The following is a 24553-nucleotide window of genomic DNA, read 5'->3' on the forward strand; positions in this document are numbered from 1 at the left end:
ATCAGTGTTAGTACAGTTATTGTACAAAAAAATCTACCGGTTGTAAACACTGGTAGAATAATTTAATTATTTTATTTGCAAAGGGTGGGAATTAGACGTCTATATTTTTACCTTTGTTAATTATTTCATCATGTAAGAACTGTCCCGGGTTAACTTTGTTATATTCTTCGGTGGAATAGGGCCTGGGTGAAATATCCAGATCAATGGATTCACTGATTTTTTTTAGCATTACGGCTTCCTCCAAGTAATCCCGGCCAAAATCCGGTGAAATTATAGCAATATCAATATCACTGTCTTTGTTTTCCAAACCACGGGCATAAGAACCAAAAAGAATGGCCTTTTCGACCCGGATTTTTTTTTCTTTTAGGGCGCTGATATATTCTTTTATGATTGCCTCAACTTGTTTTTTAGCCATTCCATAACCCCCTTTGTTGCTGCCAGCAATTCCTCCGTATATTCATGTGTGCATTTTAATTCAAGCTGTTTTCTTTTGTCCGGATATCTTGTCTCAATGTAGTATATTGAAAGGCGGCGCAAAAGGTCTTTAGTTTTATCATCCAATTCATTAAGTAGATTGGCGAAATGCTGAAGGCATCCATTAGAAAGTACCAGAACAGAGCCATTGAAACCACCCAGGTGATTATGGAGTTAATTGAGCTTGCTAAAAAGATCAACGAGGCGGAAAAGCGCGGCGAAAGTACCGGTCTTACGCCGGATGAATTAGCTTTCTATGACGCCCTGGCGGAAAATGAATCGGCCCGGGAAGTGATGGGCGATGAAATCCTGATGCAAATTGCCAGAGACCTGACGGCGGCTATAAAAAACAATATCAGCGTAGACTGGGCCATTCGTGAAAGTGTCCAGGCCAAAATGAAGATGACCATTAAACGGCTACTTAAAAAATACGGCTACCCACCGGATAAAACACCTCAAGCCGTGGATATCGTAATGGAGCAAACTAAATTAATGTGCCAGAATGAAATATGTAATAATGACATGTTGTAATAATCAATAATGAAGTTGAGCCAATTGCATAATTCCCAGCCCATGTATAACACGGGCTTAAGAAGCCAGGAAAAACTGTTTACCCAAAACTAAAAATCGCAAATACCTCTTAAATGTTGCCAAAATGGAAAGGTTTCACCTCATTGCTTGTGGAAATGTTCTTTGTACCCCTACAAATAACATACAAGCGAGGTGAAACCCTATAATGTATATTCTTGAAGGAGTACTTTTTCCCTTTGAGGTTTTTGCAAAAAATTTTAATGAACAAACACTCCCGCGATTATTCGTTTTTTTATTTCGCTGCTCCTTTCAAATATTCATTCACTGGCTTATAGACGAATGTTTCAGGGGAGTTGTTCCTATGGTGTAATGATTTTCACTGATCTGATAAAGACAATCTTATCTGCCGTGGCGAAAATAAATAAATGTCTGAAAAAAACCAGATTTTATAAAAGACATGTTATAATTATTCAAGCTCAAACAAAGGGGCGAGAAAATGTCTGATAGCACCGGCCTTGAAATGGTAGAGGCATGGCGGTGGCGGAAATCAGGGGGGGCTAAAATGTATTACTGGACAACTTATCCTTCGCCTGTAGGTCTGCTTACGCTGGCAAGTGACGGTGACAATCTCGTTGGTTTATGGGTAGAGGGGCAGAAGTATCACGGCGCCGGCATACCCGAAGCAATGACGGAGAAGGACGATATGCCGGTTTTTAACGCTGTGAAAAAATGGTTGGACAGTTACTTTGCCGGTGAAAAGCCTGACGTTTCCCAATTGCCGTTAGCTCCCATTGGCAGCGAGTTTCGTCAAGGAGTATGGAGCATTCTACGGGAAATCCCGTACGGCAAAGTTATTACTTATGGCGACATTGCAAAAAAAATGGCCGTAAAAATGAACAAGGAAAGCATGTCCAGTCAAGCAGTGGGCGGGGCTGTCGGCCACAATCCCATTTCAATCATAATTCCCTGCCACCGGGTTGTAGGTTCTAACGGCAGTTTGACGGGATATGCCGGGGGTGTTGGTATAAAGAAAAAACTGCTTGAATTGGAGGGTGTTGACATGTCCAACTTGTTTTTGCCCCAAAAGGGCACCGCTCTCTAAAACATGCTGCCGGTGATAAAGCGTTTTGGGATGGTGCTGTTACCGACACGACCTTATATGAATATACTTGCGAGAATTCTCAGTTCAAATAATAAATTGATTATAAATTAAATTTAGGCCCTACTATTCTTTATGGAACAGTAGGGCTGTTTTGATAAAAATGGCCGGATCAGGCATTACTAGGCAATTACCTTGCCAGCCGTGGTGCTATCCTGACTGCCACACCGGCCAGTTCCCCCCAGGTAACCGGGTCTTGGGGTCTGAAATTGCCACCGGCGTCTGCGTCCATCAGGTTAAGTCCTGCGGCTATGGCTACATAATTTTTCTTGCCGCTGCCGATTTGCGCGGCGTCCTGGTAATCAAGAACAATGTTTAAGTCCTGGGCCTCGGCGACCTCCCGGTGACCGAGCATGTTCACCAGCCAGACCGCCAGGTCTTCCCGGGTCAAAATTGCGCCGGGGCGGAGTTTTCCCCCTGCTTCAACTATGTTGTAGTGCACGGCTTTCAGAATAACCTCCAGGTCCCCGTCATTATCCGTGACGTCGGAAAAGGGGGAGACGGTGGCGGTACTGTTGTAGCGGTAATCGCTGGGTATGGCGACAAGTACCCGCAGCCCTTCGCGCCTGGTAACACTACCGTTGGGATCAAACACTTCCGGTTCCGGCAGCAGCCCGCTTCTGGCCAGTAGCGCCAGGGGCAGCCGGGCCTGGTGACCGGCAATAATTTTATCATAGGCAATTAAGTCGGGATTATCACCGTATGTTCTGATTATTTCACCGGTCCGGGCATCAACGGCCAGGTTCTGTATATCGGCGTATACCAGCCTGACATTCCCGGTGTTCTCATTTGAATCGCTCTGGTAGCTGTTATATACCAGGGCAAATGGCTGGGCCTTCAAAAATGCTTGCAGTGCTTGATCCGGTGATATGATGTCCCTGGTGCCGGGGAAAGAACTTACAGCTCGTTGTGTCTTGTGGTATTCAGTTACTTCACCTGTATAACGGTCCACGATGATATGCACCATATCATCCATTAAAGGTACCCCGTTTACCAGCCTTACCCAACTGAAACTATAAGCGGGTTCTTTTCCATGAAAAGCGGGGATATTTCTTAGTAACATGTTTTCGGTGTTTTCCGGGCTGGCCTTGGATAGGAATGCGGTCGCTGCGGCCAGGGCCTTATCCCGTGTTATACCTTCTCCGGTGGCACCACGGCTCTCGGCCTGGCGATTGCGATAATCAACCATATCACCGGTGCTGGTATCAATCCCGACACTAATTTCACCGGATATGCGTGAACTATTATTCTGTTCCACCGAATAGTACCAGTATTCCATACTGTAGCCCGGGCCGCTGCTGTGCCCGCTGCCGGAACGCCTGACCGCACCCTCAATGCCTAACTTTTTAAAAAAGGATTCCGCTATTTGCGGCAGTTTGTCCGGGGCAATGGTTCCCTGTTTCGGCTGCCGGTCCGGTTTAGTTTTGGAGGCGGGCACGGGGGTGAGTTGTTGGGTAAACAAGCGGGCTTCCTCGATTGAAATTTCCTTGCCCTCATAATCCAGCGGGTTGCCGCTGGCCGCATCAAAGGCGTTGTAAGCGCTGTTTAATCTGTATATCAATCTGGCGCCTGGGGTTGGAGAACCTGGGTTTATAATATAACAGGGGTATAACCCCAGTTTGTTCACTACCTGGCTGGTAAAAGTATCCCGGTCCATGACAGGGTGTTGCGGTATATCGACATTGTCCATCCACTGGCAATAAAAATGTACCACCTGTTCCGATATGGCGTTAACTCCAACACTTAATGTATTGGCGTCAAACTGTTTCCCGTCAACTAGCTGGTGCCAGCTGAAATAATAAATCAGATTAATGCTGCCGTCATAATAAGCTGCCGGATCTATTTCCTGCTCTGCTATTTTACCGGTTTTATCAGGATGGTGTTTTTTGATAAAATCATCCGCGATTTTTTTAGCCTCGTCCCGGCTGAGCACCCGGGTATCGCCGGGGTACTTGTCGGGAATGTAGTGAAAATTAACCAGTTGTCCCGTTTCGGCGCTAAAACTGATGGATAGCCTGTATGGTAACGGTTCGCTCCGGCTATAAGTAACTGTCCATGTGTGTCCGCCAAAGTGCTGGTCACTGCTGAAGTCTACATGCAGTAAATTTTCCTTGCCCCTGATTATTTCCGGGAACAATTGAACCGCATGGCTAATGGCCTCCTCCCGGGTACTGATTTTACGGTTTTCTTCCTGGGCCGGTGCTGTTGTGCTAAAACAAAGCAGTAGTATAAACGAAACGAAAAGAATTAGTGGCTTGCGCAAGTTGAACCCTCCTTAGAAATAAATGCGGTATTGGTTAATACTTTATGCAACACCCCCTGTACAAAAAAAGTCACCCCGGTGCCTGGTGAGGTGACTGTGCTGTTATCTATCCGTATTGTTATTTTCTTCATATATTAACGTATCCCTGCCAAAGGATAAATTTTGTAAGCTATCCCATAAAAAAGAGCGCACGGTGCTAACAAAACGTTGTCTTAAGTGAACATCATCAAATAGCCGTTTTCTCAGGCCGAAGGTGATTTCCAACTGGATACCTTTACCCCTGCGACCGCGGTTGCAGATATTGGCTTGCCGCCGGCCCCTGTACTGGGCAGTGGTTTCTTTAATGGTGAAACCCGCCTCCCGAAGTGCTTTTTTTACCCCATTACCCAGTTCCTCATCGAGGCCGCCCACCATGATGAACTCCTCGGTACCATTGCGCAGTCCGTGCACGGTTAAAACTATCTCCGCCCGGGCTGCGGCCGCCAGAGCCCGGGGCTCGTCGAAGTTGTGGCTGGTGATATGTAGTTCCTTGCTGCTGGCGGCTTTAACACCTTCAAAAACGTAAAGGGCAAAATCATCCCCGGCAATCCACCCGGCAATGTCCGCGGTATAAGGTTCGATTATGCCACCGTGGGGTGCCATAATCAGGACAGGGTACTTGCCGCTTCTTAACTTGATGCGATAGTCCACGTTTTCTTGTTTATCCGCCTGTAATTCTTGAAAACTTCCATAGCGATCCGGCACATGAATCACCCCTTTTATTTCACTGCTGTAAGTGCAAGATTATATTAACCGGTACATTATACCATCTATATTTGATGCCGGAAAAAAATATTGCAAAATTGAAGGGATTTGGAACTTTAAGTTAAATAAATATAATAAAAGAATAATACTCAGGTTTTTGGGTGTCCCTTTTAAAGGGAAGAATAGGGAATTCAGGTGCAAGTCCTGAGCGGTCCCGCCACTGTAACCGGGGAAAACCTTGAATTAGACCACTCCTTTGTTAAAAGGGGGAAGGCTCAAGTAGTTTAATGATCCGGAAGCCAGGAGACCTGCCCATAAACTATAACACCTACCGCGTAAATACGGTAGCAAGAGATCGGATGATGGAAAAGTCCGGCCCATATGGGGCCGGGCTTTTTTAAATATGTGCAACTAAAGAGTTAGAAAAAATAAGGGAGGTAGTGGCTGTGTTAAACGCATTGCAAAATCGCATAATCATCCATCCGGAAAATTGCCGGGGATGCAGGCGTTGTGAGATGGCCTGTGCTTGGACGGATCAGGGGCTTGTTAATCCACGCTTAGCCGGTATACGTATCTGGAAGCTGGAGGATGAAGGCAAGGATTACCCGGTGTTCAACCAGTTGTGCCTGGACAGCTTCTGCGGAAAGGAACTGCCGGAAGAAAGGGGTTCGGGCGTACCGGCGTGTGTAGGCAGCTGCTTATTTAACGCTTTGGAAATGGCGGGAGGGAATGGCAATGAGTAAACAGTGGCATGGCTGGGCAGGAAAGGTGTTATGGGTGGATCTGAGCTCGAAATCCTACCAAACAACAGAACTACCGGCTGAGCTGGCGTATGGTTACCTGGGGCAATCCGGTGTTAACGCTCGGTTACTCTATGATCTGGCCCCGCAAGGGATGGACCCCTTTGACCCGAAGGCACCCCTCATTTTCGGTGTGGGACCGCTGTCTGGCACGTTGGCTCCCTGCTCCGGTCGTTTTACAGTTACCGCCAAGTCACCCCTTACCGGCATATTCGGGGATTCCAACTGCGGCGGTCACTGGGGTCCGGAACTAAAGCAAGCTGGTTATGACCATATTATTATTACAGGTCAAGCGGAGCACCCGGTGTATTTATGGCTGGACAATGACCGGGTAACCATTCGCGATGCCCGGCACCTCTGGGGCAAAGACACCTGGTCAACTGACGAGGCTATCAAAAAGGAGCTGGGTGATAACACTATACAAATAGCCTGTATTGGTCCGGCCGGGGAAAACCGGGTGCGTTTTGCCGCTATTATATGCAATCTGGCCCGGGCAGCAGCCCGCACCGGTCCCGGGGCGGTGATGGGCAGTAAAAATTTAAAGGCCATTGCTGTCAGGGGAAACATGGGCACTAGCGTGGCCAAACCGGCACAATTTCGCGAGGCCGTCGCACGTGCGGTGGAAGCTATCCGAAACGATCCCCTGTATGAAGTGGCTTCAACATTCGGTACCACAGCTATCACCGGATTGGCCCAAATGCTGGGTTTTCTACCAACCCGGAATTTCCAGCAATCCACCTTTGAAGAAGGGGAAAACTTGCGGGGTGAGGTGCTGCTGGAAAACTATATAACCAAGCGTAAAGGATGCTTCAACTGCCCGGTGAGCTGCAGCAGGTTTTACAAGGTAAGTAGTGGAGATTATGCCGGTACTCTGGGTGAGGGACCGGAATATGAAACCATATCGGCTTTTGGTTCCAAGTGCGGTAATGGTAATATGGAAAGCATATTATTTGCCAACACGCTGTGCAACAAACTGGGTCTGGACACCATATCCACAGGAAACGCTGTGGCCTGGGCCATGGAGGGATACCAGCGAGGTATAATCAAGGACAGTGATACCGGCCTGAACCAACCCTTGCACTGGGGCAGCCATAAACTGATTATAGAACTGATAAATAAGATAGCTCATCGCGAAGGTTTTGGCGGCTTGCTGGCAGAAGGGGCCTTGCGTGCCGCCAAAAAGATGGGTGGAGTGGAACTGGTGGTGCATAGCAAAGGTATGGATTACCCGGCGGTGGATGTGCGCGGCACCAAAGGTATGGCTTTATCTTTTGCGGTTTCGCCCCGGGGCGGTGACCACCTTAAGGGTTTACCCATGTATGAAGTCGGTCCCGAAATATATGCTAAAGATATTAAGGAACTGCTGGGTATTAATGTTACCCCTAATTATTGGATGAAATATGAAACCAAACCGCAATTAATGTATTGGCATGAAAATTGGCACTGTGTAGTGGATTCCCTGGGCCTTTGCAAACTTGAAGGCATTGCTATGAAACCGCTTCTGCCGGTGCATTTTCGGGATTTACTGGCCTTTGCCACCGGTTGGGATGTGGATGTCCTTGAACTGGAGTTGATTGGAGAACGAATATGGAATCTGGAGCGCTTGTTCAACATACGTGAGGGACTGCGCAGGCATGACGATATGCCGCCCGCTCGGATGTTTGAACCCATAGGAAGTGGACCCGCCGAAGGAGAGTCGCTGGACTTTGCTCGTTATAACCAAATGCTGGACGAATATTACTCTTTGCGTGGTTGGGATAAAGCAGGAGTCCCTACCGGTAAAAAGCTGCGGGAGCTGGGATTACATTATGAGGGTAAAAATTAGATACTATACCGTTATTTGCGCAGCGGCCGGTTTCTGTAGGGAAGAACACATAAACCTAAATGAAAGCCTTGACTTATACACTTTGCTGCAAATTATTTCTTCTAAGTATGGTGGCCAAATGGAGAAGGCAGTAGCTTCCTTATTAAATGGTGAAAACAAAATTCTTTGGATATTTGTTAATGGTTACAGGATAAAACCGGACCAATTTAACGTAATTTTGCAGGAAGGTGATGTGGTAGTGCTGACAACGCCGCTACTCGTGGGTGGCTAATCAGTTAAGGCCAAGGTGGCCATGTGTAAATTTAAGGAAGTTTCCATTTCCCTATTATCTCCTTCGTTTACCCAGTTTTACCGGGTAATAAAGGATACTATAACTTGATGTCCTATGATATATAGACATTAATAAATTTTTTAAGGTTTCATCATTCGTATTAGCTATTGCCGAAATTAATACAGTATCGCAGTCTTCAGTAAATCTTAAGATTTCAATAAGTGAAAAGTTATAAAATGATTTTTGCTTCGCAGTATAATTATTATGGGGATATATACTAAAGAAAGGAGATGACGCTTTTGGCTGCAAATATTTTAATAGTTGATGATGAACAAGCTATTGCCGATTTGGTTGAAGTTTATCTGAAAAATGAGAACTATAATATCTTTAAGTTTTATAACGGCAAGGATGCCCTTAACTGTATTGAAAATGAAAAACTAGACCTCGCCATTTTGGATGTCATGCTCCCCGATATAGACGGTTTTTCAATCTGTCAGCGAATTCGGGATAAGCACAATTTTCCGGTTATCATGCTGACAGCCAAAGAAGAAGAAATCGATAAGATTACCGGGCTGACATTAGGTGCGGACGACTATGTTACTAAACCATTTCGCCCTTTGGAACTTGTTGCCCGTGTAAAGGCACAGCTCCGGAGATTTACCAAATATAATTCTGCGGAGCCTAACCAGGAAGAAAACTTGATCGCCTTTTCCGGCCTGGTATTGAACATGGATACCCGTGAATGTACGCTGAATGAGAAAAAGCTGTCCCTCACTCCCACAGAGTTTTCCATTCTCTGGGTCCTTTGCTCCAATCGCGGGCGGGTGGTAAGTTCGGAAGAATTGTTCCAGAAGGTGTGGGGAGACAAGTATTTCACCAACAGCAATAATACGGTAATGGTTCATATCAGGCATTTAAGGGAAAAAATGCACGACAGCGCGGAGCATCCCAAATATATCAAAACGGTATGGGGGATTGGCTATAAAATTGAAAAGTAATAACAGAAGGAATGATTATACAAAATTAAAAGGGAAAGTATTTTTTCAAATGCTTCTGATTACAGTTGCCACCGCTGTGACTGTTTATCTATTGCGCTATATCCTGCGTGGCCAGATCGGAGATCGTACCGTTCTATTTTTAGTCAACGCTTTTCATTTTAATTATTCGGAAGCACTGACAATCTATCAGTTGGTGATTCGCAACAATATTGACATGATCATTTTCATTGTAATCCTAATATTTTTAGTTATCCTTTTTCGATTTTCAATTTCTTGGTTCACAAAATATTTTGATGAAGTAAGTAGCGGAATGGATAAACTTGTTGAGGATTCCGATAATGAAATTATATTATCACCGGAATTGGATTTTATGGAAAAAAAGCTTAATCAGATAAAAAACAACCTGGAAAAACAAAAGAAAGCTGCACTTGATGCCGAACAGCGCAAAAATGATTTGGTAGTTTACCTGGCCCATGATATAAAGACACCTTTGACCTCTGTTATTGGATACTTAAGTCTGCTGGACGAAGCGCCTGATATGCCTCCTGAACAGAAGGCAAAATATGTGGGTATTACCCTGGAAAAAGCTTATCGATTAGAGCAGCTTATCAATGAGTTTTTTGAAATCACTAGATTTAATCTTCAAACCATTGTTTTAAATAAAGAAAAAATCAATTTACTGTTCATGCTTCAGCAGATGGCAGATGAATTCTATCCAATGCTGGCTCCACAGAAAAAGCAGGTGTCCGTCAATGTGCCTGACGGCCTCACTCTGCGGGGAGATGCCGACAAACTGGCCCGGGTGTTCAATAACATTCTAAAAAATGCGCTTGCCTATAGCTATGAAAACAGCGTCATTGACATTTCTGCCACTCAGCAGGATAAAAATATTGTTATAACTTTTACTAATCAGGGAAACCCAATCCCGCAGACAAAGCTGGATACAATTTTTGAAAAATTTTACCGATTAGATTCTGCACGTTCTACAAACACCGGTGGAGCAGGGCTAGGTTTGGCAATCGCCCAAGAAATTGTCAAGGCTCACGACGGTACAATATCTGTGGAAAGCAATCCAGAGAATACTACATTTACAGTAAAGCTTCCGCTATAAGAAAATCTTAAGATTTTCATAAGATGAAATTCCAACATAGCTCCTTGTTCTGTGGTTTAATAATGTCAGTACAGAATGAGGAGTTGTTTTATTTATGGTACGAAGGGTAAGAAAGAAAAAGACAGGCATACGCAGATTTGTAGCACTTCTTTTGATGTTTGGAATTGCCGCTTTTGTTTATAAATCCATCGTTATTCCAGGATACCAACATATATTTGAGAATGAATATGACAATAAAACCTCGTCATATTCTTCTTTAAAGATAACACCCGATTCTTTTGAAGATGGAACAGCACCGGTTCCCCCGGGCGGCAGGCATCTGTTCAGCCTGAGCGCCATTGCCAAGCAAGGCCCAGGCCGGGAACTCGATCCTTACGTTTCCATATCTCCCGATAAGCTGAACAGTCCCAATGTGATTTTGGTCCGGTTAAAAGATCATGCCATCTTGATGCAAAAAAACAGCGAAGAAAAAATCTATCCTGCTTCTTTGACCAAGATGATGACAGCCATTGTTGCGATAGAAAAATTACCTGATCTGAAGGAAGAAATCAAACTTACCAATGCTATGTTTCAGGGGCTGTACCAAGCAGATGCATCAATGGCCGGTTTCCAGCCGGGTGAGCAGGTCAGGGCAATCGACCTGTTATACGGAGTAATGCTTCCAAGCGGCGCGGAGTGCTGTATTGCACTTGCTGACCGGATTGCGGGTTCAGAACAGAATTTTGTAAAAATAATGAATCAAAGGGCGGCGGATCTTGGTATGGACAATACCCATTTTGAAAATGCCACCGGGCTTCACAGTGACAACCACTATACAACAGTAAAAGATCTAGCTATTCTTCTAAGCTATGCTTTGCAAAATGATACTTTCAGGGAGATTTTTACCTCATCACGCCATTCCACACCGCCAACGAATAATCATCCTGGCGGGATAACCTTTCACAGTACCATGTTTGAAGACCTCAACAAGCAAAACATTACCGGTGGGGAAATCCTGGGAGGGAAAACTGGCTACACCAGTGAAGCGGGTCTATGTCTTGCGAGCCTCGCTCAAGTGGGTAAACAAGAATATATTCTGATTTCAGCCGGTGCCAAAGGAGATCCCCTTTCAGAACAGTATAATATTACTGATGCATTGGCTGTATACAACAGCTTAGGAAAATAATAAGGTCTTCATAAGAATTTATTAATTTATAAAAAATAAAAATTGCCTTATATGTGAGTGGCAACTTTTATTTTTTGAAATAATCTGGATGGGGTCGCAAGGCCCCGTCCAGCATGTACCTATGCGCGGATCCATTTCCAGATTTCTTTAGGTGTCGCGTTTTTACCGTACATCAAGATGCCCGTTTTGAAAATCTTACCGGCCAGAATCATAAAGATCCAAATACTTACCACTAGCACGGCAAGGGCGATGAAAATCTCGACCCACGGCCATTCTTCCAGTACCGACAAGCGTAATAGCAGTACACCCGGTGCCGTGAACGGAATATAGGTGGCAATTTGTGCGATCAGCCCGTTGGGGTTGCCAATTACCGGCCCGACCAAGACAAAGGGAAGGAATGGCAGCATTATAATCATGCCCTGGAAGTTGCTTGTTGATGTCATATCCGCCATTGTTGCACCGACCCCGACGAACATGGCTGAGTATAACAGGTAGCCCAGGATGGCGATGAAAACAAACAAAATAATTTCGGGTACCAGTAAATACTCAATAACAGGGATATCCACTTTCCAGAGGGCTATAGCCAATGCAAAACCTAAAAAAACAACTGCCTGAATCATTCCCAGCATGAAGTAACCGATAATTTTCCCCTGCATCAATTCACCCGGCGTCAATGAAGACAGAATTATTTCGGCAACCTTGTCTTTCTTTTCCTGAGATGCACTTTGGAAAATATACATGCCTGAAATAATGATAGAAAGGAGTAGAATACCGGCAAATGCTCCCGGTACAATGCGATTTAGAGCCCCCGGGCCTGTTTTAGCACCTGCGGCCAAATCTTTCGGTTTTGACTCTTTAAACTGGATCCCCCGGGAAATGGCGGCCAGTTCCTCATCAGAAAGGCCGATTTGTTTCATTTGCCAGGCTTTAATGGGAGTTTCCAGCACCTGAATCTGGTTCATAAAAGACCGGTCTATTTTATCACTGGTATAAACAGGTATTATGTGCTCATCGATTGCACGGTCATCCAGAAAAATATAGGCGGTATTATCGCTGGATGCCAGTTCTTTCGATACTTCTTCTTCACTGATATCCGTTACATGCATTTCCCAGTTTAAATCATGGATTTTAACAGTTTCTTGCAGAGTGTCAAATATGCCGATACTATCATGGACATAAACAATTGTCCTGTTGTCCTCTGTATTGCTGGAACCGCCCACAAAAGTGCCCAGCAGCATAAATAATAAAACAATGACGGGTGTTAGGAACATTCCGATGAGAAATGATTTATTTTTTATATTGCGTTTAAATTCCCATTTGGCGACTTTAAATGCATTGCGCACCTGTCAGACCTTCTTTCTTTGAATGTTTTTATTGGTGGCGATATCGATGAAAATTTCATGCAGCGAAATGCGGTCAATGGACAACTCGTTTATTTCCAGATGCTCCGGCAGGTGTTTTAACCAGTGGGCAACCTGAACATCCTTGGCAAGATACAGGATGGTGGTGCCTTCTTTTTGTTCCACACGCTGTACTTTTGGTAAGCCTTTTAGTTCTTGGTGATCATTATTACCGCGGATAGTGCATTTGAAATTTGCGTATTCCCGTTTTACATCTTCCATATTACCGTAGATAACCTTTTGACCGTGGTGAATCAGGAACAGGCGGTCACATATCTCCTCCACCAGGTTCATCTGATGGGAAGATAATAAAATGGCGGTTCCGCCGGCCGCAAGGTTGCGTATTTCCTGTTTGAATAATTCCTGGGCCACAGGATCAAGCCCGGAAAAAGGTTCATCCAGTATCAATAGCTCCGGTTCGTGAAGAATCGAGGCAATAAACTGCACTTTTTGCCCCATACCCTTGGAAAGCACCTCAACCGTTGTATTTTCCTTTCCCTCCAGATCGAACTTTTTCAAATATGCAAGTACCCGGTCCTTTGCTTTGGGGAGCGGGTAATCCTTCAATTCCGCCAAATAAAGCAGGATATCCATGATTTTAACGTTTTTATATAGCCCGCGTTCCTCTGGAAGATAACCTATTTTATTGCGGGGGATATTCTTTCGGTTTATATATTTAACAGTACCGCAATCCGGGTACATAATGCCCATGATATTGCGGATGGTGGTCGATTTTCCTGCTCCGTTAGGGCCAAGTATGGCCATGATCTCGCCCTTTCTTACTTCAAAGGATATATCCTGGATTATGGGAATGTTTTTAAATGATTTCCCCAGGTTTTCAACTTTAAGAATAGTTTCCATTTTCTTGTTATCTCCTTATATGTCCAGTTTGCCGGGTGATAAAGGATATTATAACTTGATGGCCTATTATACATAGACGAAAAAACAACATCTAAGGTTTCATCATACTAATGAATAGTTTCTGTTAACAATGGTATGAAAAGCTGTTCGCTGCTTCATATGAACTCGTGAACTTGTTTTTTTAGTTTTCAGAGGATAGAATTGATTGTGGATTGGTAACCCGTTAATCAAGCTTATTTGAAATATAACGATAACAGTGGGGTGACTATATGTCCAAAGAAATGGACTTTTACCAAAACTTGAGGGTTAAGATAAAGAAGTGGTTGGATAGTAAAAGCGGTGCCGATAACAAGTGGGCCGAGTATATCTTGCTGGCCCCCGATATTTTTCATTTGCTCTACAAATTAACCCTTGATAAGGATGTTTATGTGGCTGATAAGGCCAAACTTGCGGCGGCAATTGCCTACTTTATCAGTCCGGTTGATTTAATTCCAGAGGCATTGTTAGGCCCCGCCGGGTACGTGGATGATTTGGCCCTGGCAGCCTACGTGTTAAATCGCATCATAAACAATACAGATCCCGAGGTGGTAAGGCGAAACTGGGCCGGTGACGGGGACGTGCTGGAGGTTATTCAGTCCATTTTAAGGGTAGCCGATAAAATGGTGGGCAGCGGCCTGTGGAAGAAGCTCAAGGCCAGGATATAAACAATAAAGCCACAAGCATTGCGAGAGCAAGGCATTGTGGCTTTTGTCTTGAAAACCGGGTATGGTCACCGGATGAATTGTCAATTATATTTCCAGGAGGTATTAATCTTTTTTAATAGCAACGGGACACCAAACGCACCCATTAGTACCATGACTACGGCAGTCAACATATTACCAGCTCCTTTAGAATTTAAAACATGGCGGTTGCGCACGTTACTTTTTCGTTTGGTATCGAAATGTCATTGTTCATTTGGTTTAAAAACATTGATTATTTTAGGAAATTTCCCTTTTGATTAATAAGACGGTTTTTTAGGGTGATAAGTTCCATACAATTTATTAAAAAATTACTAAAAAACTATGTAAAAGATCTGCTGTAATTAAAAACGGGAGACTGCCTTTTAACTGTCTCCCGTTTTCAGCTGCTATTCAAAAACTCTAATACGTTCCGCCCCACCCTGCACGGGGTAGATTGTTAACACAGGACCACCAAAGTATGCTTCCACGTAAATACCTTCTTTTAAGTGATCTAAGGTAAGAAGCTCATCAGTATCACCTTTATAAATTTTAGTATTGCTTGTAATCATAACATTTGCTTTATCATAATGGGTTTCCGCCTTGGATTCGTTTTCCACAAATATGCCCGTTATTTCTTTATCATCGTTTACAATCAGTTTGGTGATTTTACCGGTGATATCAACCTTTTCCAGTGCAGATACATACCATTTGCCTTCTTGTTTTTTAACGGTAACATACTCTTCCATTACATATTTCTTTTGGGTGGAATCGGTATAAGTGAAAGCCACTTTATACTTGATGGAATCGTTGTCAATCTTGCTTTTTTCCGTGATATCATATTTTTCCACCCAGGGACTAGATGTGCCTGTGACCCAGTTGTTTTCCTCAAACTGCTGGTACCATTCCTTTTTCAGTTCCGGTGTCATAACTGCATACTGCAGCGCACCGTTTCTTGTTTTAACCCCTTCGGCCCATGTCCGGGCAGCTGATACAGCTTCACTGGGCACCAGCGCACTCTCCAAGCCGTTCACACGCATGTCCGTTTTATCTGGCTCTTGCGATTGGGTAGTGTTAATGTGAACGGTTTTGTTGCCGGCGTCCCAAATTACCTCTGCGCCGAACTTCTCTGCAATAACCCCGAGGGGAACCATTACCCGCCCGTTTGCAATGGCCGGTGCCACGTCGGATTCCAATTCATTGCCGTTAAACACAATTTTAATTGGCGAAAGAGCATAGGCGGATGCCGCTAAAACCAGTGAAAGCACCAGTACGGTAGCAATGGTGAAAACTTTCTTTTTCATTTATACCACCCTTATACATGAAAATTGATACATGAAAATTGGCGCGCCTTTAATTCACATAGACGAATAATTTTATAAAATGTTCCACTCAAATCCAATTGGTACAGGTGCCCCATTTGAGAACATTAAAATCCGTTGCTATTTTAACAAGTATAATTATAGGTACAGGTTTGTTAACTTTTACTTGACATGTGTAAAGTGATTGTTTATAATTTTCGTATAATAGAAATGTTGTAATTTTTGCTTAATTTTTAAGGGGGATTGGTATGGCGACATTGGGAGAACGAATTAAGCAATTACGCCAAAACAAAAACCTTAGTGTAAGGCAGTTGGCCAAGGAGGTTGGGGTCACAGCCAGTTTTATTTACCAATTGGAACAAGATAAAGTTTCGCCATCCTTTTCGACCTTAAAAAGTATTGCCGGCGCATTAAACACCAATATGAGCTTGCTTATTGAGGAGGAATTGCCGGAAGAGTGGGTTATTATCAAAAAAGATAAACGCAGGAAAGTTAAGACTGAAAGCAGTTTAATGGTTCTGGAATTGTTTTCTTTTTTGGGCACCAGGAATAAAAAAATGCAGCCCCTGATGTTTACCCTGGAGCCCGGTGCTGTGGATGTAAAGGTTCCGTTGTTTTCAGGAGAGCATGAGGATTTTATCTACTTAATGCAGGGCGAGGTGACCATAGCTACCACCAACGCCAAATACAGTTTAAAGGAGGGGGATGCAGCCTACATTATGTTTGAGGATCTGGTTGAGATAACCAATACCGGCCGGGAAAAGGCCAGCGGTTTGTGGGTTATCTGCCCCCCGGGAATTTAATTTTTTAGTGTTTCGGAAAGTTAATTAATTCACAATTATCATTGGTTGGGGAGGTAAGATTATGCAGCAAAGAAAGTTTCAAAGGTTGCAAAATATTATTGACAGTCACGAAGGAAAGGTTTCGCACCTTATTGCCATATTGCAGGAAGTTCAGGAAGAATACCGCTATTTGCCGGAAGAAGTGCTTACTTATATTGCCACCGCCATGGGGATACCGCCGGCGACCGTTTATGGCGTAGCTACATTCTATGCTCAATTTTCCATGATACCCAAGGGCAAATATGTGATCAAAATTTGTGACGGTACAGCCTGTCATGTGCGGGGGGCGGAACCCATTAATTTTGCCTTGCGCAAGGAACTCAAGCTGACCGGTGATGAGCAAACAACCAAAGATTTACAGTTTACGGTTGAAACGGTATCCTGCCTGGGTGCCTGTGGTTTGGCACCGGTTGTTACCATTAATGAAAATGAGGTCCATGGCCAGATGACCCCCGAGGGAGTTTTGGAAGTTCTGAGAAAGTTCCAGAAAACGGAATGAAATTAAATAAAAACAGTTTGCAGTAAGGGAGTGGACCAAAAATGCTTAAATCAAAGGATGATTTATTAAACCTGTATAAACAAACCCGAGAGGCTTTGGAACGGGAAAAAATGCGGATATTGATTTGTGCCGGTACAGGCTGCGTGGCCAACGGTTCCCTGGAAGTATATGAGGAATTACAAGATTTGGTAAAGAAGTATAATTTACCGGTAAAAATACACCTGGTGGAAGAGGTGGGCCATGAACCCTATGCTGTTAATATCAGCGGTTGTCATGGTTTTTGCCAGATGGGGCCGCTGGTTCGGGTTGAACCCGGTGGTGTTTTCTACCACCACGTGAAAAAAGATGATGTTCAAGAAATAGTTGAAAAACACATTTTAAACAATCAACTGGTTGAAAGGTTGTTATACACACATCCCGTAACCGGCCAAACAGTGGCTACACAGGACGAAATACCCTTTTACCAGAAGCAAACCAGGGTAGCATTGGAACATTGCGGGCGTATCAATCCCGATGATTTAAATGACTATATCGCCCATGGCGGTTACCAGGCCATTGCCAGGACACTTTTTAATATGACACCGGAAAAAGTTATAAAGGAAGTGCTGGAATCAGGCTTGAGGGGCCGGGGTGGCGGCGGTTTTCCCACCGGCAGAAAATGGCAGTTTGCTGCATCGGCCCAGGGGCCAAAAAAATATATCATCTGCAACGGTGACGAGGGGGACCCCGGCGCTTTCATGGATCGAAGCGTGATGGAAGGTGATCCCCACCGGGTTTTGGAAGGTATGATGATAGCCGGTTTTGCCATTGGTGCCGATGAAGGTTATGTGTACGTGCGCGCCGAATACCCGCTGGCTGTAAAACGATTGAAGCGGGCAGTGGCGGAAGCTGAAAAAGCGGGCCTTTTAGGGGACAATATTCTAAACAGTGGTTTTTCATTTAAAGTCAATATCAAAGAGGGTGCCGGGGCGTTCGTTTGTGGTGAGGAAACCGCCCTGATTGCTTCTATAGAAGGGGAGCGGGGTATGCCCAGACCGCGCCCGCCTTTCCCGGCCAATAAAGGGTTATGGGGTTGTCCTACCATTATAAATAACGTAGAGACGCTGGCCAATTTGCCGTCTATTATCCTTAAGGGTGGTAAATGGTTCAGGGGTTTTGGCACTGAATGCAGTCCCGGTACAAAGACTTTTGCTTTAGCCGGTCAGGTGGCCCACACCGGTCTGGTGGAAATACCAATGGGTATGAGTTTGCGGGAAATAGTCTTTGAAATCGGCGGCGGGTTAAGGGAAAATAAAAAATTCAAAGCGGTGCAAATCGGAGGCCCGTCGGGGGGTTGTTTAACAAAGGACCACCTGGATTTATCCCTTGACTATGATGAACTGAGAAAAGCAGGGGCTATGATTGGTTCCGGTGGTTTGGTGGTCATGGGCGAGGATACCTGTATGGTGGAAGTGGCCAAGTTTTTCATGGGTTTCGTGCAAAACGAATCCTGCGGCAAGTGTGTTCCCTGCCGCGAGGGCACTAAAAGGATGCTGGAAATACTAACTGCCATTACCGAGGGCAGGGCCGGCGAGGAAGATTTGCTGCTTTTGGAGGAATTGGCCCTGGCGGTTCAAGATGGTTCATTATGCGGGCTGGGCAAAACAGCCCCGAACCCGGTGCTGACCACCCTGAAATATTTTAGAGACGAGTATATGGCCCATATCAGGGATAAAAAGTGCCCGGCCGGTGTTTGCAAAGCCCTGTTGGACTATCATATCGATCAGGACAAGTGCAAGGGGTGCGGGCTCTGTGCCAAGGTATGTCCGGCCGAAGCCATCACGGGAAATAAAAAAGAACCGCACGTCATTGAAGTGGAGAAATGTCTGAAATGCGGCACATGTATGGAGAAATGCAAATTTAATGCTATTTACACGGCTTGAGTAACTAAATACAAAAAAGGGAGTGTGTTGAAATGCAAACTGGACAGGTAATAATAGACGGGCAGGCCGTGGAAATTGCGGGGGCAAAAAACCTGTTGGAATTGGTTCGGCGAATTGGCGTTGAGCTCCCCACCTTTTGCTACCATTCAGAATTAAGTGTATACGGTGCCTGCCGCCTTTGCATGGTCGAGGTTGATAAGATGGGTCTGGTTGCCTCTTGCTCCACACCGCCATCCGACGGTATGGTGATTCATACCAACACTGCGCGTACCAGAAGACTGCGTAAAATGATTCTGGAACTGCTCTTGGCCAACCATGACCGGGAGTGCCCAACTTGTATAAAAAATACCAGCTGCAAACTGCAAAAACTTGCCAAACAGTACGGAGTAAATAAAATCCGCTTCGGCAGCCGGGATATCAAGCTGCCCATCGATGATTCCAGCTGCAGCATTGTCAAGGATCCCAATAAATGCATCCTCTGCGGTGATTGTGTGCGCATGTGTAAGGAAATTCAGGGCCTGGGAATTTGGGATTTTGCCTTCCGGGGCAGAAAAACGCAGGTCACCACGGCCTTTGGCAAGGAACTGTCGGAGGTTTCCTGCATTAATTGTGGCCAGTGCATAACAGTTTGCCCCACCGGTGCACTGTCGGCCAAGTCGGAAGTGGAACAAGCCTGGAAAGCTATATTGGATCCGTCCAAGACTGTGGTATTTCAAATCGCCCCGGCAGTACGGGTAGCCCTGGGCGAAGAATTTGGACTACCCGCGGGTTCGGCAGTTACGGGTAAAGTGGTGGCCGCTTTGAAGAAAATAGGCGCTGACAGGGTTTTCGACACGTTACTGGCGGCGGACCTGACCACCATTGAAGAATCAATGGAGTTTATGGGCAGGATGAAAAAGGGAGAAAAACTGCCCCTGTTCACCTCTTGCTGTCCGGGTTGGGTGAAATATTGCGAACAGGCCCATGCCGACCTTTTAGGCAACGTTTCCAGTTGCCGGTCGCCGCAGCAAATGTTCGGGTCACTGGTAAAGAACCATTATGCCCGAGTTATAGGTAAAGAGCCGGGAGAGGTGGTATGTATCTCGGTTATGCCCTGCACCGCTAAAAAATTCGAGGCCCAAAGGCCGGAATTTACCACCGCCGGTGTGCGCGATGTGGATATAGTGCTGACCACCGTTGAACTGGCCCAAATGTTCAAGGAGGCGGGTATTGTCTTTAATGAGCTGGAACCGGCGGGCTTTGACAATCCACTGGGTATGGGCTCGGGCAGTGCATTGATCTTCGGCGCCTCCGGGGGCGTTATGGAATCGGTGGTACGGTTTGTGTCGGGTTACACCAGTGGTAATGAAATAGGCAGAATTGACTTTTATCCGGTACGGGGGATGCAGGGATTAAAAGAAGCCGAGGTTGAAGTTGACGGGCAAAGATTGAAATTAGCGGTGGTTAATGGCATTGCCAACGCCGAAAAGCTTATTCAGCGCATTAAAAACGGCGAAGCAGACTATCACGCCGTGGAAGTTATGGCCTGTCCCGGCGGGTGCATAGGAGGCGGCGGCCAGCCCGAGGTTAATGATACCGCCGCCAGGGTACAGCGTTTAAAAACCATCTATAACTTGGACACCATGGAGCAGGTGCATAAGGCACAGGATAATATCTATGTTAACCATATTATTAACCAGTGGTTGGGAGGTACGGGCTCGACCACGGCGCACCACGAACTGCATACCCGTTACGTTCCCCGGAGAAGAATAACGGGCAGGCCCATAGAATTAACCCAATTGTCGGAAGAGGTCCCGGTTAATGTTTCGGTCTGTGTCGGCACCGGTTGTTATTTGCGCGGCTCCTACGATATACTGAATATGTTTAAGGATATGATAAATAAATACGGCCTTGAAGGAAAAATCAAGCTAGACGGCACATTCTGCCTGGAAAAATGCGATCAGGGCGTTTCCGTCAGGGTGAATGATGAATTAATAACCGGTGTTACCAGGGATAATGCCGAGCGATTATTCAGGACCAGGATAGCTATGCAGGTAGATAGCAAGTAATCAAATAATTATCCGCAGAAAAAGGTTAATTCAAATGCGCCTCGAATATAAAATAATAATGCCGAATGATTGTGTGATAATGTGCAAAGATTTGGTATGTGAAAAATTAGCTGAAAGAGGTAAGTAGAAATGATTGTGACCAATGAAGCCAGGTGCAGGGACTGTTATCGCTGTCTAAGGGGTTGTCCCGTAAAGGCGATTCGTATTAGTACCAGTGAGGAAACAGGTGCCCTTTATGCCCGGGTGATCGATGAGCTGTGTTTGAAGGATGCCCGGTGTGTGTTAACCTGTCCCCAGAAAGCCAAAAGAGTTACCTCCAGCCTGGCTGAGGTCCGTCATTCCATTAAAAACGGAGATTTTTTGGTGGCCAGCGTAGCGCCGTCCTTTGTGGTGGGTTTCCCTCTGGGTGATCCGGGACAAATGCCTGCTTTACTACGCAGGCTGGGGTTTAAAAAAGTACAGGAAACCTCAGTGGGAGCCGCTCTGGTGGCCCGGCAGCACTGTCGTATGGGGTTTGAGCGGGCTTTTATTAGCAGTGCCTGCCCGGTGGTGGTTAATCTGGTTGAACGGCACTACCCGGAGGTGCTTCCTTACCTTGCTCCGGTGGTATCACCAATGATAGCCCACGGGCGTTACTTGAAGGAATCTTACCCGGGTTGCCAAACTGTTTTTATAGGCCCTTGTGCGGCGAAAAAGGATGAGGCGCTAGTAAATGGTGTAGATGATGCCATCGACTATGTGCTTGGTTTTGACGAGCTCTGGGAATGGGTTCTGGAGGAAAATATAGACACTGTCGGCCTGGCAGCGGATGAATTTGACGGTCCGAGGCCGGGCCTGGCCAGACTGTTCCCCATTGACGGGGGTATGCTCAAGACGGTGGGTGTCCCGAAACAGGCCGATGAAAGATTTGTAACGTTATCCGGGCTGCAGAACTGTATAGATTTTATAAAACACTTGGCTTTGGGTGGTAATGTTTTACCGGGTTTGGTGGAATTACTGGCCTGTCCCGGCGGGTGCATCAACGGCCCACTGATGTTGGGCAGGGACGAGGGCCTGTTTAACAGGCGGCGCAAAGTTATCGAATATCAAAGATCCAGATGTTCATCCGAAGGTGATGATACTGCCACCATTACCGATATTGATGTTAAACTTTTGCAAAGAAACTATGTAAACCGCAAAGTGGTGTTACCCGTACCCAGCGAAGCCGAAATTAAAGAAATACTGGAGCGCTCAGGTAAGTTTGAACCGGAGGATGAATTGAACTGCGGTGCCTGTGGTTTTGATACATGCCGCGACAAGGCCGTTGCCGTATACCAGGGGAACGCCCAGCCCGAAATGTGTATTCCATACATGCGTAAACGGGCGGAATCCATGTCAAACCGGGTGCTTGGTGTCATGCCCAACGCCGTTGTTATTTTGGACGATGAACTGATTATTCGGGAAACCAACCCGGCGGCCGGTAGTTTATTTAACCGGTCGATCCGTGAATTAGTGGGACAAAAATTGGATCAATTTTTAGATATAAGTAGTTTTAGGGAAGTTATCGAAACCGGAAAGATGATTAACCGGACCCGTAATTACGACCAGATAGGTAAAATCGTCAGAGAAATTATTTTCCCCATGGAAAAGGAAAAAAGCATAGTGGGAATTCTGGTTGACATAACGGCAGAAAAAAGGCGTCACGAGCAATACGAACTGGTAAAAGGGCAGACCATATCACGGGCCCAGGAAGTTATTACCAAGCAAATGACTGTAGCCCAGGAGATTGCCGGGCTTTTGGGAGAAACAACAGCGGAAACCAAGGTTCTTTTAACTAAATTGATTGAATTGATGCAAGAGGATCCTTTTTAAGACTGAAGGGAGAACCGCGGTTAAATGGATATTTGTGTTGAAATCGGTACTGCTCAATTGAATAAAAAGGGTGAAGAACTCTGCGGTGACAGCATTGAAATTACCAGCAGCGGGGATGATCACATTGTTGTTGTGGCGGATGGTCTGGGAAGCGGAGTCAAAGCCAATATCCTTTCCAGGCTTACGGCCAAAACAGCCGGCACCATGCTGCAAATGGGCGGTTCTATAGATGATGTTATGGAAACCCTTGCTCACACCTTGCCGATTTGTAAGGTGAGAAAGCTGGCCTACAGCACCTTCACTGTATTGCGAGTGGCAGGGGACGGTAACGCTCACTTGATTGAGTATGAAAACCCACCCTGTTTTTGCGGCCATGGTAACGGGCTGGTTAATTTAAAGAAAACCGAGAGAATTCTGGATGGCAAGGCTATCCGGGAATCAAATTTTGTACTGGGTGAGCATGATTGGTTGGTAATGATCACCGATGGAGTACTGCACGCCGGGGTGGGTAAAGTTTGGAACCTGGGTTGGGGTTGGGACAGGGTTGGTCTATATCTGACCCAAACTTATAACCCATCCCAAAAGGCGGCGGATTGGGCGGGGGAGATTGCTCGTTTATGCAATAACATTTACGGCGGACAGCCCGGTGACGATGCCAGTATAGCCGTTGTAAAAACGCGCAGGCCGAATAATGTTGTAGTGCTCATCGGTCCACCACGAAATAAAGACGATGATGACATGGTGGTGGACAAATTTATGCGTTCCGGAGGAATTAAGGTTGTCTGTGGTGGTACCACCGGTAATATAGTGGGAAGAGTATTGGGCCGGGAAGTACGGGTAGATCTTTCATCCCGCAGCCACCGGGTGCCGCCCATTGGTATAATTCCGGGCATAGATCTGGTTACCGAAGGTGCCGTTACACTGGTGGATGCCCTTGACAAGTTAAAAGGGAGTCCTGGTCCGAATAGCTTTAAAGGTAAAGACGGGGCTAGCAGGTTAGCGTCCGTATTATATAACGCCGATAGTGTGCACTTTATGGTTGGAACCGCAACTAATCCAGGTCTATACGGTGAGGGTGTGCCCAACATCTACGTATATAAGGAGTTTATCATACGGGATTTGATCAGGCTCTTGAGGGATACCGGCAAAAATGTGACCGAGGAATATTTTTAAATGGCTGGAATTAAGCGGGGAGGGGAACACATAAACAATGCAGGAAAAGCATTTAAACTGCGGTAATAAGGCAAGGCTGACCGGCGACATTGAAGGTATGGTTGAAAAAATAATAAATAAACATCAAGACAAGCCGGACGGGCTTTACCTGGTGCTTCAGGACGTGCAGGATTTACTGGGCACGATATCCGAGGCGGTTTTACACCAAATTGCCGGTAGTTTTGGTTTGCAGCCCAAAGATGTGTCGGGGATGATTAATTACTTCCCTTTAATTAAGCCTGCCCCGCCTGCTAAATACAAAATTAGTGTTTGCCTGGGAACAAACTGTTATCTGCATGGTTCCGCCCGTTTATTGGAGCGTTTAAGCCAGGAGCTGGCTCTGGAACCGGGGGAAACTTCGCCGGACGGGAAGTTTTCACTGGAAGTTGTGCGCTGCCTGGGCTCTTGCGCTCTCAGCCCGGTTATAATGATCAATGATGTAATATACCCCCGGGTGGAATTGGACAAAATAGCAGAAATTTTAAATTCCTGCGAATAATCCCGCCCTCCTGGCCGGTAGGTTTTGAGCTGAATAATTA

At 45.6% G+C, this 24553-nt stretch carries 22 protein-coding genes, 1 pseudogene and 1 riboswitch; of the genes and pseudogenes, 16 read left to right on the plus strand and 7 right to left on the minus strand.

Features of this window, described 5'->3' with window-relative positions:
* Nucleotides 1-91: 91 nt before the first annotated feature.
* Both LX24_RS08340 and LX24_RS15305 read right to left on the minus strand, forming a co-directional pair.
* Nucleotides 92-415 carry a nucleotidyltransferase domain-containing protein gene (locus LX24_RS08340; protein WP_166511687.1) on the minus strand — a complete coding sequence of 108 codons (324 nt, stop codon included), beginning with the start codon at nt 413-415 and terminating at the stop codon, nt 92-94.
* Nucleotides 385-561: a HEPN domain-containing protein gene (locus LX24_RS15305; protein WP_166511688.1), complete on the minus strand. Its 177-nt coding sequence runs from the start codon at nt 559-561 to the stop codon at nt 385-387. The genes LX24_RS08340 and LX24_RS15305 overlap by 31 nt, the downstream gene beginning before the upstream one ends.
* Before the next feature lie 18 nt (nt 562-579).
* Here LX24_RS15305 and LX24_RS08350 point away from each other — a divergent pair.
* Together LX24_RS08350 and LX24_RS08355 are read left to right on the plus strand one after the other, a co-directional pair.
* Nucleotides 580-1005: pseudogene (locus LX24_RS08350) on the plus strand (type I restriction enzyme endonuclease domain-containing protein); the annotation flags it as partial.
* Between the two features lie 562 nt (nt 1006-1567).
* Nucleotides 1568-2107, plus strand: a complete 540-nt coding sequence (locus tag LX24_RS08355) for a methylated-DNA--[protein]-cysteine S-methyltransferase (RefSeq protein ID WP_166511773.1) — start codon at nt 1568-1570, stop codon at nt 2105-2107.
* A 187-nt stretch (nt 2108-2294) separates the two neighbouring features.
* Here LX24_RS08355 and LX24_RS08360 read toward each other — a convergent pair whose 3' ends face one another.
* Both LX24_RS08360 and LX24_RS08365 read right to left on the minus strand, forming a co-directional pair.
* A complete protein-coding gene (locus LX24_RS08360) occupies nt 2295-4427 on the minus strand; it encodes a YcdB/YcdC domain-containing protein (protein ID WP_166511689.1) in 2133 nt (710 codons plus the stop codon).
* 102 nt (nt 4428-4529) lie between these two features.
* Nucleotides 4530-5171, minus strand: coding sequence for a poly-gamma-glutamate hydrolase family protein (locus LX24_RS08365; RefSeq protein WP_243131679.1), 642 nt, complete (start codon nt 5169-5171; stop codon nt 4530-4532).
* A 142-nt stretch (nt 5172-5313) separates the two neighbouring features.
* Nucleotides 5314-5501, plus strand: a riboswitch (cobalamin riboswitch).
* A gap of 116 nt (nt 5502-5617) precedes the next feature.
* Here LX24_RS08365 and LX24_RS08370 point away from each other — a divergent pair.
* The 6 genes from LX24_RS08370 to LX24_RS08395 all read left to right on the plus strand — a co-directional run bounded on the left by LX24_RS08370 (nt 5618) and on the right by LX24_RS08395 (nt 11341).
* Nucleotides 5618-5914 (plus strand): 4Fe-4S dicluster domain-containing protein, encoded by a 297-nt coding sequence (locus tag LX24_RS08370; protein WP_166511691.1) that lies wholly within the window; start codon nt 5618-5620, stop codon nt 5912-5914.
* Entirely contained in the window at nt 5907-7796 is a 1890-nt protein-coding gene (locus LX24_RS08375) for an aldehyde ferredoxin oxidoreductase family protein (protein ID WP_166511692.1), read from the plus strand. Before LX24_RS08370 ends, LX24_RS08375 begins: the two co-directional genes overlap by 8 nt.
* Nucleotides 7780-8067 (plus strand): MoaD/ThiS family protein, encoded by a 288-nt coding sequence (locus tag LX24_RS08380; RefSeq protein ID WP_166511693.1) that lies wholly within the window; start codon nt 7780-7782, stop codon nt 8065-8067. Before LX24_RS08375 ends, LX24_RS08380 begins: the two co-directional genes overlap by 17 nt.
* Before the next feature lie 290 nt (nt 8068-8357).
* Nucleotides 8358-9065 (plus strand): VanR-ABDEGLN family response regulator transcription factor, encoded by a 708-nt coding sequence (gene vanR / locus LX24_RS08385; RefSeq protein ID WP_423244329.1) that lies wholly within the window; start codon nt 8358-8360, stop codon nt 9063-9065.
* Nucleotides 9043-10176, plus strand: a complete 1134-nt coding sequence (vanS, locus tag LX24_RS08390) for a vancomycin resistance histidine kinase VanS (RefSeq protein ID WP_423244330.1) — start codon at nt 9043-9045, stop codon at nt 10174-10176. The genes vanR and vanS overlap by 23 nt, the downstream gene beginning before the upstream one ends.
* 94 nt (nt 10177-10270) lie before the next feature.
* Nucleotides 10271-11341, plus strand: a complete 1071-nt coding sequence (locus LX24_RS08395) for a D-alanyl-D-alanine carboxypeptidase family protein (RefSeq protein ID WP_166511695.1) — start codon at nt 10271-10273, stop codon at nt 11339-11341.
* A gap of 119 nt (nt 11342-11460) precedes the next feature.
* Here the strand turns inward: LX24_RS08395 and LX24_RS08400 are convergent, their stop codons facing one another.
* Both LX24_RS08400 and LX24_RS08405 read right to left on the minus strand, forming a co-directional pair.
* Nucleotides 11461-12684 carry an ABC transporter permease gene (locus tag LX24_RS08400; RefSeq protein WP_166511696.1) on the minus strand — a complete coding sequence of 408 codons (1224 nt, stop codon included), beginning with the start codon at nt 12682-12684 and terminating at the stop codon, nt 11461-11463.
* A gap of 3 nt (nt 12685-12687) precedes the next feature.
* Nucleotides 12688-13602 (minus strand): ABC transporter ATP-binding protein, encoded by a 915-nt coding sequence (locus LX24_RS08405; RefSeq protein WP_166511697.1) that lies wholly within the window; start codon nt 13600-13602, stop codon nt 12688-12690.
* A gap of 269 nt (nt 13603-13871) precedes the next feature.
* Between LX24_RS08405 and LX24_RS08410 the strand changes: the two genes are divergently transcribed.
* On the plus strand, nt 13872-14306 hold the full coding sequence (locus LX24_RS08410; RefSeq protein WP_166511698.1) for a YkvA family protein: 435 nt from the start codon (nt 13872-13874) through the stop codon (nt 14304-14306).
* 422 nt (nt 14307-14728) lie between these two features.
* On the opposite strand, the gene LX24_RS08415 is transcribed toward LX24_RS08410, so the two are convergent.
* A complete protein-coding gene (locus LX24_RS08415; RefSeq protein WP_166511699.1) occupies nt 14729-15622 on the minus strand; it encodes a copper amine oxidase N-terminal domain-containing protein in 894 nt (297 codons plus the stop codon).
* A 266-nt stretch (nt 15623-15888) separates the two neighbouring features.
* Between LX24_RS08415 and LX24_RS08420 the strand changes: the two genes are divergently transcribed.
* The 7 genes from LX24_RS08420 (at nt 15889) to LX24_RS08450 (ending at nt 24513) form a co-directional block, all read left to right on the plus strand.
* Complete coding sequence (locus LX24_RS08420) at nt 15889-16443, plus strand: helix-turn-helix domain-containing protein (protein ID WP_166511700.1); 555 nt, start codon at nt 15889-15891, stop codon at nt 16441-16443.
* Nucleotides 16444-16504: 61 nt separating this feature from the next.
* Nucleotides 16505-16981 (plus strand): NADH-quinone oxidoreductase subunit NuoE family protein, encoded by a 477-nt coding sequence (locus LX24_RS08425; protein WP_166511701.1) that lies wholly within the window; start codon nt 16505-16507, stop codon nt 16979-16981.
* 41 nt (nt 16982-17022) lie between these two features.
* On the plus strand, nt 17023-18903 hold the full coding sequence (gene nuoF / locus LX24_RS08430; protein WP_166511702.1) for an NADH-quinone oxidoreductase subunit NuoF: 1881 nt from the start codon (nt 17023-17025) through the stop codon (nt 18901-18903).
* A gap of 32 nt (nt 18904-18935) precedes the next feature.
* Nucleotides 18936-20951: a [FeFe] hydrogenase, group A gene (locus LX24_RS08435; RefSeq protein ID WP_166511703.1), complete on the plus strand. Its 2016-nt coding sequence runs from the start codon at nt 18936-18938 to the stop codon at nt 20949-20951.
* A gap of 129 nt (nt 20952-21080) precedes the next feature.
* Entirely contained in the window at nt 21081-22802 is a 1722-nt protein-coding gene (locus LX24_RS08440; RefSeq protein WP_166511704.1) for a [Fe-Fe] hydrogenase large subunit C-terminal domain-containing protein, read from the plus strand.
* Between the two features lie 24 nt (nt 22803-22826).
* Nucleotides 22827-23975 carry a SpoIIE family protein phosphatase gene (locus LX24_RS08445; RefSeq protein WP_166511705.1) on the plus strand — a complete coding sequence of 383 codons (1149 nt, stop codon included), beginning with the start codon at nt 22827-22829 and terminating at the stop codon, nt 23973-23975.
* A 37-nt stretch (nt 23976-24012) separates the two neighbouring features.
* Nucleotides 24013-24513 carry an NADH-quinone oxidoreductase subunit NuoE family protein gene (locus LX24_RS08450; RefSeq protein ID WP_166511706.1) on the plus strand — a complete coding sequence of 167 codons (501 nt, stop codon included), beginning with the start codon at nt 24013-24015 and terminating at the stop codon, nt 24511-24513.
* Nucleotides 24514-24553: the final 40 nt, after the last annotated feature.

The sequence above is a fragment of the Desulfallas thermosapovorans DSM 6562 genome (assembly GCF_008124625.1).
Lineage (GTDB): Bacteria > Bacillota > Desulfotomaculia > Desulfotomaculales > Desulfallaceae > Sporotomaculum > Sporotomaculum thermosapovorans.

Excerpts from the sequence above, each read along its gene's own strand:
- LX24_RS08340 (WP_166511687.1), bottom strand. The coding sequence starts at position 415 with ATGGCTAAAAAACAAGTTGAGGCAATCATAAAAGAATATATCAGCGCC.
- LX24_RS08355 (WP_166511773.1), top strand. The coding sequence starts at position 1,568 with ATGTATTACTGGACAACTTATCCTTCGCCTGTAGGTCTGCTTACGCTG.
- LX24_RS08375 (WP_166511692.1), top strand. The coding sequence starts at position 5,907 with ATGAGTAAACAGTGGCATGGCTGGGCAGGAAAGGTGTTATGGGTGGAT.
- LX24_RS08380 (WP_166511693.1), top strand. The coding sequence starts at position 7,780 with ATGAGGGTAAAAATTAGATACTATACCGTTATTTGCGCAGCGGCCGGT.
- vanR (WP_423244329.1), top strand. The coding sequence starts at position 8,358 with ATGACGCTTTTGGCTGCAAATATTTTAATAGTTGATGATGAACAAGCT.
- LX24_RS08395 (WP_166511695.1), top strand. The coding sequence starts at position 10,271 with ATGGTACGAAGGGTAAGAAAGAAAAAGACAGGCATACGCAGATTTGTA.
- LX24_RS08405 (WP_166511697.1), bottom strand. The coding sequence starts at position 13,602 with ATGGAAACTATTCTTAAAGTTGAAAACCTGGGGAAATCATTTAAAAAC.
- LX24_RS08410 (WP_166511698.1), top strand. The coding sequence starts at position 13,872 with ATGTCCAAAGAAATGGACTTTTACCAAAACTTGAGGGTTAAGATAAAG.
- LX24_RS08415 (WP_166511699.1), bottom strand. The coding sequence starts at position 15,622 with ATGAAAAAGAAAGTTTTCACCATTGCTACCGTACTGGTGCTTTCACTG.
- LX24_RS08420 (WP_166511700.1), top strand. The coding sequence starts at position 15,889 with ATGGCGACATTGGGAGAACGAATTAAGCAATTACGCCAAAACAAAAAC.
- LX24_RS08425 (WP_166511701.1), top strand. The coding sequence starts at position 16,505 with ATGCAGCAAAGAAAGTTTCAAAGGTTGCAAAATATTATTGACAGTCAC.
- nuoF (WP_166511702.1), top strand. The coding sequence starts at position 17,023 with ATGCTTAAATCAAAGGATGATTTATTAAACCTGTATAAACAAACCCGA.
- LX24_RS08435 (WP_166511703.1), top strand. The coding sequence starts at position 18,936 with ATGCAAACTGGACAGGTAATAATAGACGGGCAGGCCGTGGAAATTGCG.
- LX24_RS08440 (WP_166511704.1), top strand. The coding sequence starts at position 21,081 with ATGATTGTGACCAATGAAGCCAGGTGCAGGGACTGTTATCGCTGTCTA.
- LX24_RS08445 (WP_166511705.1), top strand. The coding sequence starts at position 22,827 with ATGGATATTTGTGTTGAAATCGGTACTGCTCAATTGAATAAAAAGGGT.
- LX24_RS08450 (WP_166511706.1), top strand. The coding sequence starts at position 24,013 with ATGCAGGAAAAGCATTTAAACTGCGGTAATAAGGCAAGGCTGACCGGC.